Source organism: Novosphingobium sp. MBES04 (assembly GCF_000813185.1).
Classification (GTDB): domain Bacteria; phylum Pseudomonadota; class Alphaproteobacteria; order Sphingomonadales; family Sphingomonadaceae; genus Novosphingobium; species Novosphingobium decolorationis.
This window is the reverse complement of record NZ_DF850491.1, coordinates 30870-44649: the sequence shown is the minus strand read 5'-3', so window position 1 is coordinate 44649 and position 13780 is coordinate 30870. Positions and strand designations below refer to the sequence as shown.

Genomic DNA, 13780 nt, shown 5'->3' with positions numbered 1-13780 from the left:
TCATAGCTGAAGGTCGGCTTCCTGGCGCTGCATAGCTGGAACTGATCGGCAAGGATGGGCGCAAATCAGTCGCGGATTGGCAGTCGGTCTCTGAAGACATTCGGTCACGCGACACCCTGCGTTTGAGGCCTTCCAGTTCGTCGTGCGGTAACGGGCGCGGGCTGGTTCGCTCATCGACGCCAAATAACCGACTGGATTCACGAACGAAATCCCTCGTGTATCTGTGCAACAACGACGTTCGAATTAGCGGAAGCGCTCACAGCTTTGCGTGCCGACTGATCTGATCGAATGGCGGACGTAGCGTCTCAGAGCCAAGCCCAAGTGCACTTTGAAGAGTCCGCGCGATGGCCACGAGGCGGGCCTCGTCGAAAAGGTGGCCCGTGAGCGAAGTACCAAATGGAACGTTATGGAGGACAGAACCTGAAGGCACCTGATCTGGAGCGATGTAGCTTGTGAAGCCATGACGCGTCGGTTGTTGCAGTATACCACTTGGGAAAATGACCCCCGGCAATCCGCAATAGTTACCAATCGGCAACAAGCCACCGGCGTTGTTAGGATGTAAAATGGCATCGACGCTGTCCATCGCGAGCGCCATCTGCTGCATCAACCGCCGGCGCAGGCGCTGGGCCTGGATGTAGTTTACCGCCGTTTCGAAATGGGCTGCACGCCACGTATTGGGCCAGGCCACGTCATCCTGCCAGGTGAGCAAGTCGTCGCCCCCCGATGCCGTGAGTTCTTCGAAGGCGGCGGCGGACTCAAGGCTGACAAGTGCCCCCAGCAAGGAGAGATCGATGTCGGGCATCGTTAGCACCTGCAGGTGAAAGCCAGCCTGCCGCGCCGCATCCAGCACGGCTAGATCGCTTGCCGGCGCATTCTCGAACCACTCCGGGCGATAGCCCAGTGTGGTCTTAGTCGGCTCCAGCGCGGGTTCGGGTGCCAGCGGCGCGGAAATGGCGCAGGGATCGAGGCCATCGGCCCCCTCTATAGCGGCCAGCACTGGCAAGGTATCGGCAGGATCGCGCGCCAGAACGCCGACTTTGTCAAAGGACCAGCATAGCGCCATGACCCCGCTGCGCGGGGTGCGCCCAAAGGTCGGGCGCAGACCTGCGGTACCGCACCGCGCCGAAGGGGCTATGATCGAACCCATCGTTTCGGTGCCGATGGCAAAGCCACATAACCCGTCCGCCACAGCCGCAGCGCTTCCGGCAGACGAGCCGGAAGAGCCTTCCTCAAGGTTCCACGGGTTCCGGGTCCGTCCGCCGTACCAGCGATCACCATAGGCCAGCGCTCCGCATGTGGTCTTGGCCAGGAGGATAGCGCCAGCATCCCTGAGCCGTGTAACAAGCGTGGCATCACTGTCGGGCACCCGGTCACGATAGGGGGCCGCGCCCCACGCCGTGCGGAGCCCGGCGGTATCCACGAGATCCTTGAGACCATATGGAATGCCGTGCAAGGCCCCGCGCCAATGCCCCTTTTCCAGTTCCTGGTCGAGGGCGTGCGCTTCGCGCAAGGCGTCCTCACTGCGCAGCGTGGCGATCGCGTTTGTCCGGCCCGCACGAGCCTCGATCCGGGCGAGATAGATCCGGGTCAGGTCCAGGCTGGTCAGGGTGCGCTCCTGAATCCACTGGGACAGATGGATCAGGGGCGCAAAGGCGATATCCTCGCTGTCAGACGGCCTTGGCGGCGCGGGACGCGGCGCGGCGGCACGGTGTCCTGCCTCGCGCGGTTGCCAGCCTGGCAGGCGTGGGTCGAACAATTCGGCGGGCGGCGATGCATTATCAAGCTTGAGCGCAGCAAGCGCGTGAGCCCTCGCGATGGCCTCGTCCAGCATGCCCAGCGCCTGATCCTGCTCCGATGACGTGAACGTGAGGCCAGTCAGGGGCTGGCAGGCTGATGCGATCCCGGCGCGGGATGCGACGCCTGCCGGTGCCGCCCCGGCTCTGGACAGTCCTCCCCCCGCCGCGATGCCAGCTGCCGCACCGGTCGTGGCCAAACGCTTGAGCAGAGCGCGACGGTTGGTTGATTGCATGGCCATTCCTGTCAGAACTTGCTGTTCACGCCGACATAAATGTACCGCCCGATGTTGTCGAACAGTGCGCCTCGGCCGGTGCCCTGAAACGTCTCTGCGCTGTACGGCGGATCCACGTCGAACAGATTGTTGATACCCAGATAGAATTGGGCATCGCGATTGACGTCCATGGTGAGATAGAGGTCATTGTAAAGGCGGGAGGAGACGTCGTTGTCGCTGCGCCCCTCATCACTCAGCTGAACGTCGACATGAGATTTCGAGATGTAGCGCAGTGTCCAGTCGAGGCTGAATTGGCCCCACGTGATCCCCGGCGTGGCATTCACGCGCCACTTGGGATTGTCGATCTCGCCGCGGGCAATGTCCAGTGTGGTGGGATCGCCGCTGATCACCTGCTGGCGGTTGCCGATGAGATACGTGCCGGAGACACGCAGATGTCCGTCGACTTCTCCAATGGGCTGATGATACTGCACGCCGAAATCAATCCCTTCGGCCTTCTGCGAACCGATATTGATCGGTGAAACGCTGATCTGCGTGATCGCGCCATCGGCACGGCGCTGGACCAGTGGGCAAAAGGCATTGTCGACCGAGGCGGAATCGACGCAGTTCTCCACGATGCGGTTTTCAGGCACACTGCCGATCGCGCCCGTAATATCAATCTTCCACCAGTCTATCGAGCGATGACGCCAGGCAGGAATCCGGGTGTGATAACCGCCCCGGCCGTCCAGCTTTTCGACTTTTCCGCATTGAGGTCCGCATTGCCGCCGGTAATCACGGTCTTATAGGCGTTTGCCTGCGGGTCGGTGTAGTTCGTGGGCAGCCCCAGCGCGGCGCAATTGTCCGCACGATTGGGTTCAAGGTTTACACGCGCGGCACTGCACGGATCGAGCAGGTTGACGTTAGATACGGTTCCCGGACTGTAGAGTTCGGACAGATTGGGCGCGCGCACGCTGCGCGAACGGGTAACGCGAAAGCGGATATCCCGGTTAGGCGCCCATTGCCCGCCCAGCTTCCACGTCCAGGTCGTGCCGATGGTGCTGTAATCAGAGATACGGGCAGCGCCCTCCAGAGAAAGCTCACGCGCGAAAGGCTGATCGGCGAGGATCGGAACAAGGACTTCGCCGAAGGCCTCCTTCACGTTGAAATCAGCCTTGATGCTGTTATCCGCCACTCGCCACAGTTCTCCGGCTTCCGCGCGCGGGTCGGCCTGTGCCCTTGTGGTTTCCTTGCGCCATTCGATGCCCAGCGCGACCTGCACTGGACCTGCAGGAAGTTCGAATGCGTCGCCGTCGATCTGCGCACCTGCAACCTGCTGCGTGTTTACGACCTTGCGCCGCTCGGAATAGTCGAAATAGGCAACTGCATCGTCCGATGCCGCAGAAGGCCCAAAGACGTTGATCGGCACACATCCTGCCGCACGCGCATCATCATCGCGGCACACAATGCTGCCGTCGCCCAGTTGGACCGCGTCGAGCGCCTGCGCAAACCGCGACGTGATACGATCATGCGTGACGCGTGAATCCGCTTCATAGCGACCGTACTGGTAGAAGCCCATCCAGTGGAACTGACCAAGATCGCCTTGCAGGCCCAAGACGCCCGTCACCGTGTCACGATCAACATAGCGATACTGCTGCCCCTGGTCCCAGTTGGTTCGGCCAAAGGTCAGCGTGGTCTCGCCTGCCTCGTCCATCAACGCCCGGATATCGTCAGGAATCAGCGGATTATCGTAGCTCAGCGTGAAATCGCCAGCGGAATCGAAAGTCGGCTGCAGCGGTGAAGAAGCCTTGGTGCGCGCATACTGACCATCGGCAAAGAGCTGGATAGCATCGCTGATCTCGTATTCGAGATGGGCCGTTGCCGCGAAAACCTTGCTACCATTGCGCAGAGGCGCAAAGTCTGCATCGTTGAATCCATCGCCACCAGCTGCGTAGTTAGCGGTCGAGGCCGTATTGCTGACCGGGCGCACGCCGTTCGCATCATAGGTGTAACTGGTGCCCCCGATAGGGAAATTACCGCCATAAGGGGTGCCATTGTAGCGGTAGTCGGGCACGGCCACCGCATCGTAGATGCCATCGTCGGGGCCGGTATTGTCGGGGTTGTTGAACAGCGCCACCTGCTGCCTGCCGAAACTGCGCTGGCGCGCCATCAACGGCCTTTCCCGGTTATAGGAAACGCCTACAACGACGCTACCGCGCTCGTCGGCGAAGTCGGAACCAACGATCCCCCCCAGCGAATAGCTGGCCGCATCTCCACGACTGGAAATACCGCTGCGACCCGTCAGTTCGAGACCGTTGACATGCGATTTCAGCGTCACGTTGACCACGCCCGTCACGGCGTCAGCGCCGTAAACTGCCGAAGCGCCGCCCGTGATGACCTCGACCTTGTCCACCATGTTGGAAGGGATCGTGGTCAGGTCCACCGCTGAAGAGGTTTCGGTTCCCGCTACCCGGCGGCGGCCATTGACGAGAACCAGAGTGCGATTGGTGCCAAGACCACGCAAGTTGATAAAGGAAGCCCCAGCGTCCGCATTGTAATAGGAATTGGACTGCCCCAGCCCCACGCCCACTTGCGGCGAGCGGCTCAGGACATCGGCGATGTTGGATAAGCCCGTTGCCTGGATCGCCTCCGCATCAATCGCCTCGACAGGCTGGGGTGTGTCGTAACCCGAGCGGGCAAGGCGCGAGCCCGTTACGATGATCGGCGCCGGCTCCTGGCCGGGGGCTTCGGCATCGCCTGCAGCGACCGCGCCGACCGCCCCGTTCTCAGCACCGCCTTGCGTGAGGGCGCCATCAGATGCGCTCCCCTGCAGCCTGCGTTCAGCCGTGTGCTGCGTGCCGCCCGATCCCTTGCGGATGATGATGGAGGATGCGCCAACCCTATAGCTTAGTCCGGTGCCGGAAAGGAGTGTGTCGAGGGCCTGCTCCAGCGCGAAGCGCCCCTGTAACGCTTGCGACCGGCGATTGCGAACCAGCGTGCTATCGACGATCAGTTGACGGTTGGACTGGAGGGCGAGTTCGTTCAGCGCCCGGTCGAGACTTTGCTCTGCAATTGCAAAGCGGATCGTCGATGACTGGGCCAGCGCTGGCACGGCAAGGCACGAAGTCGCGGCGACCGCCGTCACGGCTGCTGTCGTCAGGAGTTGGTAGTGCATGAACGAATGAATGCAGTTGCGAAAAGTCATGGTGCCCCCTGGCTCGTAGGCAATGCGTTGTTCGCCTGCCCTTCGACCAGTAAACGAAGCACATGCTGACCACCTCACCTCGCAACTGCAAAAAATTTCTGGACCTACAATGCCCTCGTAATATTGTCAGGACCGACGACGTCTCATTTTACTCGGCATAAATCTCGATTGATCATGGCCTTTGGCTGTCTATGCAGCGCTCCAACGCTTCAGGATGCGGCGCTCTGCGCATCGCTGCAGCACAACATCCTGCCCTCAAATCGCCACCAGCAAATCCACACCATCGGGAGACTCGACTAGGCGCAGATCAAGAGCTTCGCACAATGCCGATGCGAAATTCGATTTGTCCCGGATGAGAAAGGTTCCGGTGACACGACGGTTCTGAATCTCCGGCGCCTGCGCCGGCACGATCGGCCGTGGGGCATAGCGCGACAGTGCTTCGGCCACTTCGGCAAGCCGCGTGTCCCTGAATACGAGCCGCCCCTGCGTCCAGTCTCCGGGATCGCCACGCGATGGCGTGATACGCGAAAGAGTGCCGTTGCGATCGTAACCCACTGTCTCGCCCGGTAGAAGGCTGACCGGCGCTGACCTGGCTTGTGCCTGCACCGAGATTTCGCCCTCGATCAGGCTGACATGCGTCTGCCCACCAGCATCTTCAACGACGAAGCGCGTTCCAAGATCGCGCGTTTCGCCGCCACGGGTTTCGACGATGAAGGGGCGCTGCGAATGGACGACGTCGAAGTAGGCCCGCCCCTCCAGAAGCCGCACCCGCCGCTCATCCGGCGAGATCGCAATCTGCACTCGCGTATCACCGTCCAGCGTGATCGTGCTAGAATCGTCAAGCCGAGCCACACGACGCTGGCCATGTGACGTGGCGATTTCGTGCAGATTTAACTCGAGTGGTTGACGTTGTGCTCTCGCCCCGCCTCTGACCGACCCGGAAATATCGGGCAGCGCCGGACCAAGCGCGAAAATCGCCGCCAGCGATGCGGCTATGCCAAGGCCAAGCCCTAGGGCAGGGGCGCTCATGCGGCGCAGGATCGGCTCACGTTGAGGACCGATCTCAGGGATCAGTGGCTCATCGCACGGCCCGTCCGACGCCGTAACGCCGTCCGCACGCAACGCCTGCGCGCGCAGTTCGAGAATCTCGGGATCATCACCCAGCAGTCCAGCGATATCCCACGCATAAGCAGTCGCCAGTTGCGCATCGGTCATGAAGACGGGGGCGCTGTCTGGCCCACGCTCGTCATTGTTCTCCGCCGCTTCCCGGAGCAAAAATTCGCGAACTGCCGCCTTGTTTGCCTCGGTCGCTGTCATACGTGTCCGGTTCGGTCTTGGCCCGTTTCTTCAAGTGCGCTGACAAGTTCCATCAGCGCACGATGGATGTGTTTCTCAACCATCGATACGCTGATTTGGCAGTGCCTCGCAATCGCGGCATAACTCATATGCTCGAAGCGATTCAGGATGAAAACTTGCTGGCAGCGCGGCGGCAAAGCACGGATCGTCTCGCGCGCCAAGTCCATATCCTCGCGAGCGACCAGATCGCGCAAGGGATTGCGATTTTCGGCATCATTTCCAAGCACGCCCAAGCTATGGAGGGCCCGCGCACGTGCATTTTCGTGCCGATAGTGGTCGACTAGCAGGTTGCGCGCGATCGTGAACAGCAGGCCCCGCGCACGCTGGCCCTCGTATCTGCGCTTCGACAGCACGATGCGCGTCAGGGCCTCCTGCGCCATGTCTTCAGCGAGCGCGGCATTGCCGCCCAGCGCACGCCGTAAATAAGCAACCAATTCCTCTCGATCGCGACGGCACAGCACCCCTGCCAGTTCAGCGTTAGCCGCCGCTACAGAGGCTTTCGCTTGAGGCTCTTTACGGCTAAACCCTTTCCAGTCCATCGCGTCAGCCCCTTTTGCAAGGCTTTTAGGATGAAATAGCAGATGGTTGCCTGTCAATCTTGGTTTGAGCGTGTTCTGCGGCTTTGATGATGTGACCGCCCGCCGACGGCATTGATGTGCCAAGGTGGGTCTGGAACGTTCCACACCGGAGAGCGGTCATGTCGAAGATTAGCACAGTCGGCTCTCTGGCACCTCAAATCAGGCACTGAGCGGCCCTACTTGGGCACCTATCGGAAAAAGCGCAGGCACGAGCGCTAGCGGATATTTGGGGCCGTCTCTCGGGGCGGTCCCAGGCCAAGATCTTTGCCATTTTCCCGACCTGGCGCATCATGCGGAGGTGCGGTCTGACGCTTTACAACCTGCCCGCCAGACATCTCCTCGCCAATCTTCTCGTGGAGTTGGGCCATCAAGTCGTCGACCAACTCGGGAGAGTTACCCTCGGCCAAGAGACGAGCCCGGGTTCGCCCTATATAGTCAATCGCACCAGCGAGTTCGGCATCGCCGTGAAGAGCAAGGCTATCGCCCCCGCGCCAGAGTGCAGCGAGTTCAGCGATGCGCGCCTGCTTCGACATGACGGAATGATCACGAACGATGGCCGGTGGGTGCGCGGTCGGCAACACAGCGCCGCGCGCCTTGAGTTCATCGCGCGTAATCGCAGCCAAGCGAAAACGTAGCACCCGAACGTCAACTGGCTCCGTCGGCGACGGCGTATACTGGGCCTTCAGAACCTTGGTCAGTTCCTCTGTAGAAGCCCGCTTCACCTCTTGCCTCCAACGCGCAAGAGCCGGATCACTTGGCTCGCGCTCGGCCGGTTGCAGATAGGCAAAACGCTTCAATAACGCGTGATCTGCAAGTTCGTCCGGCAATGGTTCGCCCTGCCCACTCGCGGCTGCATGGGCGAAAGCGGCCAGTTCGGCGGTCCGTTCAAAGCCCTCGGCCTGACGCTCCCGGTCCTCAATGAGGCGCGCGAAAATAATCTTCAGCATCGGCACGAGGTCCGTCGTCGACGCAAGCCCGGCATCGATTTGATTCAGGCGATCGAGAATCTCGACCTGCCTGGCATTCATCGCCGCCATTTCGGACTGCATTGCCATCACAGTTTCAAGGATCGCCGCGACAGCCAGGCGCGTGCCCTCCTCGTTCATCGTTGAGGCCCTCCTCGATCCTTGGACCGATCAATCTCACACTGTTGGCGCTCCAGGTCACGTTCGCGAACACGACGGAGAATGTCGTCGGCTCGATCGACGGAGCCTTCGGACTTATCTTCGCCAGCCTTCTCAATGAAGGCCTTGAGCCTATCCGAGACGCCATCATCGAGCACATTGCCGCTCGACTTTTCAGATGGCCGGACACCCGTCTCGACCTGCTTCACTCCTTGGGCGCCGAGACTACGCTGCTCATACTTCGCAAGCGCTCGGGCAATGGGATCGCGATCATCGACCAGTCGCGCCCCACGCTCTACTTCATGCCTGAGCCGCGCCGCCCGCTCCGAATTGCTCTCCGGCTCGGGCATGATCTCGACGAACTTTGATAGCGTCTGCGCCGTTACCTGGTCGGACAACGAGGGAGACGAGGACAGTTCCATGATCGACTTGGCGTAGGTCTGCAAAACCGTCGCGTGGCGATCGGCCAGGACCTGCTTCACCGGATCGGGGACGCCTCTCTCACGGAAGGCCCACGCTCGTTCGGCACGGCTCTTGTCGATCCGCGGCACCTGCCCCTTTTCGCGCATCTTCTTTGCCGCGATCGGCTCGTGCGTAGGATCGATCCCGCGCGCCCGCGCCGGCGTCGCGTTCGCCTCAATCCCACGATCACGCAGCTTCTGGGCGAACCGCTGACGATACCGAAAAAGATCGTCTCGGTTCGGATGAAAGCGTCGCCCATCATGGTCGCGACGTGCAATTGTCAGGTGAACATGCGGGTGATCGCGGTCGACGTGGAGAGCGGCGACCCACGAGCGATTGGCAAACTCCTCGCGCGCAAAATCGAGCGCCGACGCCTTCAGCGCCTCGGGGTCGGTCGCGGCCGGCATCGATAGGACCATCGAAATCGAGGTCGCGCCCTTGCGCCGATCATCGCCTCCGACTTCCCATTCCTGCCAGTCCTGAGCGAGAATGCGCATGTCCTGTCCATCCCGAAGAACGTCGCCATCGCTCGTGTAGAGAGGCACCTGGACGTCCTCGCCATGCCCCAGACGGCTGATGTAGGCGAAGTTTGCAAGGACATGCCCGCCGCCATGCTGGCGCCCGGTCACGCGCACCACGACCTCCGGCGCGCGCCGGGCCGTGCGCTCCATGGTGCGGATGGCGCGGCCGGTTGCCGACGCCGACGTGCTGCCACCAAAAGCATACTTGGCCTGTGCGCTGGGCCGGTTCTCATTCTTGGGCTTTGACGGGGAAGGAAGTATCGAAGAGACCGCGAACGCGAAAAGCGTTCCCCCCGCTTTAGGAGCTGACGCCTTCCCGCCGCCGCTCCCTGGCTTGCGCTTCTTGGGCGGCGCATAGACGCCCGCGAGACTGTCGAGCGTGCCGGATGAGAAGCAAAAGCTCATCCCTGTTCGTCCTCGTCCTGCGCTTTGTGTGCCTCGATCCAGTAGCCGACTTCGCCGCCGACATAGGAGGAAAGCTCGCGCCGGGTCTTGAACACCAGCGCCTTCAAGTCGGCGCAGGTTTCGAGAAACTGCGCGGCCACGCGATGCATTTCAAGGCGGCTTTCAGGCTGGTTCGCCGCGTTCATCGCGTGCACGGCCTGGTTGATGTTTCGGCCAATCGCGAGGATCTGCTTACGCAGCTTGCCAAGCTCGGTCTGGCTCACAGGCGCAAGCCGCAGCGCCCCCGCCTTGTCCCACAAAGCCCACCGCAAGGTGCGCTTGATCCATTCGTTTCGAGTGAGGTGCAACGGCCCGGCCACGTCCTCGATCGCCTCGATCTCATGGCGATGAAGGCGGACAGTGACGCGCACATAATCTTCGGGATGGCCCCTGCCCTGCACTTCAGTCACAGGCAGGTTGTCGTTCTCGGAGGACAGCGCCGCGCGCTGCAGGGTGCTGGCGATCCACGACGCACGGCTCTGTCCCTGGGCGATGGCGAGACGATCGATCTCGGCCACCAGCTCATCAGACATTCGCGTACTTACGATCATGAACCAAAAGCCCCGTGCAGCGGCGCCAAACACCAAATGTTTACATTGGTGCCAATTGGCATATCCTGCCATCCCTATCCGAACCCACAAATTCCTCCTTTGACCTCACCAGTCCATGAACAGGCCAAGAAACGTGGAAGGAGGAGTTGCCTGCATTCTAAATGCACATCGCTCCAGCAACAAGATTCAGCCTATCCCCAAAGCGCGTGTTGTCTATGCGCAGACTCCACTCATCGCAATTTCTGGCGCCCCTATCTAGTGATCGTGCCCGACGTGCGACAGAATCGCCGCGCATCCCCTAACTTCACGGAGCCGCTTTCATGCCGAAACCCGCCCGAAAAACGCCCTCGCTCGCGGCCATCGAAAACCGACGCGCGGCGCTGCGCTCTGAATTGGCCGCGCTCGACCAACAGGCCAGGGAAGCACACGAGGCGGCCCGCGACGCGGGGCGCGACACGCTGCTCGCAGCTCTGGAGCGCGTCAGAATATCGGCCATGGGAAAGGCCGATGCGCGCGCAATTGCCAGGGCGATCGCAACGCATGACGCGGGCGCGATCACGCAGAAGCTTTCCGAACTCGAACCTTCCAGCGCAGCCTGACCGCTACCGGCTCAGACCTGGAAGGACGTGCACGGCACCTCGCGCAAACCAACGAAGGCGGCGCGTCCAACGCCGCCTTCGCTCTTTTTAGTTTGCGAATGCGCTCTCTAGTCGCCAGCTCGCGCGTGCTCACTGCGAAGTAGGGTCGCAAGCCGTTCCGCGATGAGATCAACGTGGAAGACCCGCTCGCCGTCTTCGCGCTGGTAGCTGCTTTGCCGCACCCGCCCTGTGACGTGGAGGAGATCGCCCTTGCCGATCCGGTCCGCACGCTCGGTGTTCTTGCCAAAGAGGGTGACACGGTTCCAGTGCGGATCGTCTTCCCATTCCTCTCCGACCTTGCGGCTATAGTTGGCCGCGATGTCGAGGAAGGCGACCTTGTCCTTGATCTCGATTTTTCCGACACGGCCGATGATGCGAAATTCTGCGATATTCTGCATGGGTCTTGTCCTTCTTCCAGGTTGCTGACGCATCACCGGAAGGGGGCCAGGCCTTGCGCGGGCAAGCCGAAAGACGGAGGGTCCTCATCGTGGAAACCGTAGCGGCCTCGCCGCGGCTTTCGGCTTGGGGCGAAGCCCGTCCCGCATAGCAAGGCCCGGACACCAGATGCGTCGGACAGCACCGGCGAAGAAGGACTTTCCCATCCCCCAAGAAGGTTTCGCCCTCACTCGCTGCAAGATTCGGATCAGGCACGGATGTCGCCAGAGGCCCTGCGATACCAGTTGGGAAGCAGACCCTTTGACGATCTGTCGGAACGAGCGTTCTCCCCGCAACAAGATCGCTTAAACCATGCCGCCAAACCGGCATGGCGCCCTGCCCTCCTGTCGTGAAGAACGCGGATTTGCGCACAATGCCTAGCAAGTGAGCTGGCCTTCCGACAGCGACACGCAAGGCGGGCGCGGCGACAATTGCACCGGTGCAAGTGCCGCAAAGCAGGAAGCCAACGCGCAGCTTCCACATCAAAAGGGAGGCCGGTGGAGCGGCCCGCTCCACCGGCCAGCACATCAAGCAACCTTGGACGTTTCGCCTTCGTCCGCGAGCTGCTCGTGAAGAGGCGTGAAGCGTCGAGCCGGTTCGGGCAACCACCCCGCAGGCAGGCGCTCGTTGACGGCAACGGCAAGGTCGCCCTTCTTCATCTTGGCGCAGTTCTGGGCGGCCTCCTTTCCGCACTCATCGGCCAGAAGCGCAAGGAGGCTTGTCTTCTTGAGCCGGTCGAAAAAGGTCTGGCCCGGGTTCCAGTACTGACCAAGATCGAGGCCCGCCGCTTCGGCATAGGCGTCGGCGCTCGCGTGCCGCGCTCCGATCCCGCCGTGAGGGAAAATGGTGCCATTGATCGAGGTCGCCACCAGTGCGGCAAGCAACTGCATCTTGTCGGCTGCATCCATCGCGCGGATCGCCTCGAAGCGGCTATTGGCAGGAACGTCGCCGAACCGCTCGACCAACTGGCCAGGCACGTCGGCAAGCTGGCTCCCTTCCAGCATGTCAGGTTCAACCGTATGGCGGGCAACTGTTGGATGAATGGCCGCCGCAAGGTCGTGACTATGGACACCCTGGAGCACCTGGCCTGTCATGGTATCCAACAGAATTTCGAGCGCGAGGGTTGGCTGGGCAGCAACTTCCTGTTGCAGCGCCATCGTGCGAATTGCGGTCAGACGCTCGATCATACTGGCTGCATAGAGGCCGGCATCCTCGCCCTTTTTACCGAACGCGCGACCTGAACGGTCCAATGGCGCACCACCAAGTCCCCGTCGTACCCGACATAGGCACATACGCCGCCGTCGGCCTTCTGCGCCTCGGAAAACGCCTCGAGGCTGGCCGTGATCGCGTTGCGCTGCGCAAACAGGGCGGCAGCGTCCTCGCCGTCCGCGTTCCCTTGGGCGTCCAGCGCTTCCATCTGGGCATCGAGCGCGGCAAGCTGGGCCGCTTCCTCGTCGGTCGCCTCGCGCGTCTGCGGACGCAAGTAGCCGCGGCTGTAGATGTCGTGGGGGGCCTCTCCGGCGACCTCGACGATCTTCCAGCCCTCGGCCTCGAATGCGGCGCGAATACTATCGAGCTTCGCAGACATCAGTTCATCCAGCAAAGCCGGATCATCGGCATACCCCGTCTCTCCGAACAGGTCGCGGGTTACCGTGCCACCAGCAGCCTCGTAGGCATCGAGGCCGACAAAACGGCAGATTGCGCAATCCGTTCGTACCTTCTCGGTTGTCAACGCCCTGCGTATCGCCGTGGGGCTATTGCCGCACCGCTCGAACGCCGCGATCTGCGCGGGTGATCTTCGCTGATGGTGAAGGCCTGCGCCGCTTCCAGGCCGATGGCATCGCTCGCGAGGGCTTCAAGAAGGACGGGAGCCAGACTGCCCAGGCGCAGCAGCTTGGCCACGTGGCCGGTGCTGTAACCAAAGCGCGCCGCAATATCTTCGGCGCTCATGCTCGCTTCGTCCCGCAGCCGTGCGAACGCGGTCACCGCATCGGCCGGGTGCATGGTTTCACGCTGGGAGTTCTCGACAAGCGAAAGCTCGATCGCCTCGGCCTTGTCCTTGATGATGACGGGGACCGCGAACGAGGCGGACAGGTCCTTGCGCATCTTGAGCAGTTGGAGCGCGCGCAAGCGACGTCCGCCTGCAAAGACCCAGAACTTGCCTGCGTCTTCATAGACGCCCAGGTTCTGCAGGAGGCCATGCGCGCAGATATCGTCGGCCAGGGCCTCGATCCCGGTCGGCTCGACCTTGCGAACGTTGAGCGGCGACAGGTGCAGCTGCGAAAGCTTGATAGTGGTGGTCATGGTGGAAATCCTCGAAAAGGGGGAAGCCGAGGGCGACGCCACCGCCGCCCTCCAGGCAGGACCGATCAGTATTCGTCGGCGCGAAGGATCGTGATGACGCGGCAGGTCACCGAGGGATCGGCAGGGTCGGGTGAGCCCTGTTCGAGTGCGGCGTCGTAGT

The 13780-nt window shown here is 61.9% G+C and carries 14 protein-coding genes; 1 reads left to right on the top strand and 13 read right to left on the bottom strand.

What is annotated here, in order from left to right:
• Window positions 1-256 precede the first annotated feature (256 nt).
• The 8 genes from MBENS4_RS23130 to MBENS4_RS23095 all read right to left on the bottom strand — a co-directional run bounded on the left by MBENS4_RS23130 (window position 257) and on the right by MBENS4_RS23095 (window position 10315).
• Window positions 257-2029 carry an amidase gene (locus MBENS4_RS23130; RefSeq protein ID WP_052322745.1) on the bottom strand — a complete coding sequence of 591 codons (1773 nt, stop codon included), beginning with the start codon at window positions 2027-2029 and terminating at the stop codon, window positions 257-259.
• An 11-nt stretch (window positions 2030-2040) separates the two neighbouring features.
• A complete protein-coding gene (locus tag MBENS4_RS27270) occupies window positions 2041-2658 on the bottom strand; it encodes a TonB-dependent receptor domain-containing protein (RefSeq protein WP_039396564.1) in 618 nt (205 codons plus the stop codon).
• A 38-nt stretch (window positions 2659-2696) separates the two neighbouring features.
• Entirely contained in the window at window positions 2697-5207 is a 2511-nt protein-coding gene (locus tag MBENS4_RS23120; protein WP_039396561.1) for a TonB-dependent receptor, read from the bottom strand.
• A 255-nt stretch (window positions 5208-5462) separates the two neighbouring features.
• Window positions 5463-6524 carry a FecR family protein gene (locus MBENS4_RS23115; RefSeq protein WP_039396558.1) on the bottom strand — a complete coding sequence of 354 codons (1062 nt, stop codon included), beginning with the start codon at window positions 6522-6524 and terminating at the stop codon, window positions 5463-5465.
• The gene (locus MBENS4_RS23110) at window positions 6521-7246 is read right to left on the bottom strand and encodes an RNA polymerase sigma factor (protein ID WP_144401084.1); all 726 of its coding nucleotides are present in this window, start codon (window positions 7244-7246) and stop codon (window positions 6521-6523) included. Before MBENS4_RS23110 ends, MBENS4_RS23115 begins: the two co-directional genes overlap by 4 nt.
• A gap of 110 nt (window positions 7247-7356) precedes the next feature.
• Window positions 7357-8247 carry a hypothetical protein gene (locus MBENS4_RS24485; protein WP_052322743.1) on the bottom strand — a complete coding sequence of 297 codons (891 nt, stop codon included), beginning with the start codon at window positions 8245-8247 and terminating at the stop codon, window positions 7357-7359.
• Window positions 8244-9653, bottom strand: a complete 1410-nt coding sequence (locus tag MBENS4_RS23100; protein WP_242405106.1) for a relaxase/mobilization nuclease domain-containing protein — start codon at window positions 9651-9653, stop codon at window positions 8244-8246. Before MBENS4_RS23100 ends, MBENS4_RS24485 begins: the two co-directional genes overlap by 4 nt.
• Window positions 9650-10315 (bottom strand): hypothetical protein, encoded by a 666-nt coding sequence (locus MBENS4_RS23095; RefSeq protein ID WP_340140869.1) that lies wholly within the window; start codon window positions 10313-10315, stop codon window positions 9650-9652. Before MBENS4_RS23095 ends, MBENS4_RS23100 begins: the two co-directional genes overlap by 4 nt.
• A 248-nt stretch (window positions 10316-10563) precedes the next feature.
• Between MBENS4_RS23095 and MBENS4_RS23090 the strand changes: the two genes are divergently transcribed.
• The gene (locus tag MBENS4_RS23090; RefSeq protein WP_039396555.1) at window positions 10564-10842 is read left to right on the top strand and encodes a hypothetical protein; all 279 of its coding nucleotides are present in this window, start codon (window positions 10564-10566) and stop codon (window positions 10840-10842) included.
• Window positions 10843-10949: 107 nt separating this feature from the next.
• Here MBENS4_RS23090 and MBENS4_RS23085 read toward each other — a convergent pair whose 3' ends face one another.
• The 5 genes from MBENS4_RS23085 to MBENS4_RS25630 all read right to left on the bottom strand — a co-directional run.
• The gene (locus tag MBENS4_RS23085) at window positions 10950-11279 is read right to left on the bottom strand and encodes a single-stranded DNA-binding protein (protein ID WP_039396552.1); all 330 of its coding nucleotides are present in this window, start codon (window positions 11277-11279) and stop codon (window positions 10950-10952) included.
• A 564-nt stretch (window positions 11280-11843) separates the two neighbouring features.
• Window positions 11844-12503, bottom strand: coding sequence for a hypothetical protein (locus MBENS4_RS23080; RefSeq protein WP_039396549.1), 660 nt, complete (start codon window positions 12501-12503; stop codon window positions 11844-11846).
• Window positions 12500-13048, bottom strand: coding sequence for a hypothetical protein (locus MBENS4_RS24480; RefSeq protein ID WP_052322742.1), 549 nt, complete (start codon window positions 13046-13048; stop codon window positions 12500-12502). Before MBENS4_RS24480 ends, MBENS4_RS23080 begins: the two co-directional genes overlap by 4 nt.
• Entirely contained in the window at window positions 13045-13620 is a 576-nt protein-coding gene (locus tag MBENS4_RS24475; protein WP_052322741.1) for a ParB/RepB/Spo0J family partition protein, read from the bottom strand. The genes MBENS4_RS24480 and MBENS4_RS24475 overlap by 4 nt, the downstream gene beginning before the upstream one ends.
• A 65-nt stretch (window positions 13621-13685) precedes the next feature.
• On the bottom strand, window positions 13686-13780 hold a 95-nt coding region (locus tag MBENS4_RS25630; protein WP_144401089.1), incomplete at its 5' end, for a DUF3768 domain-containing protein.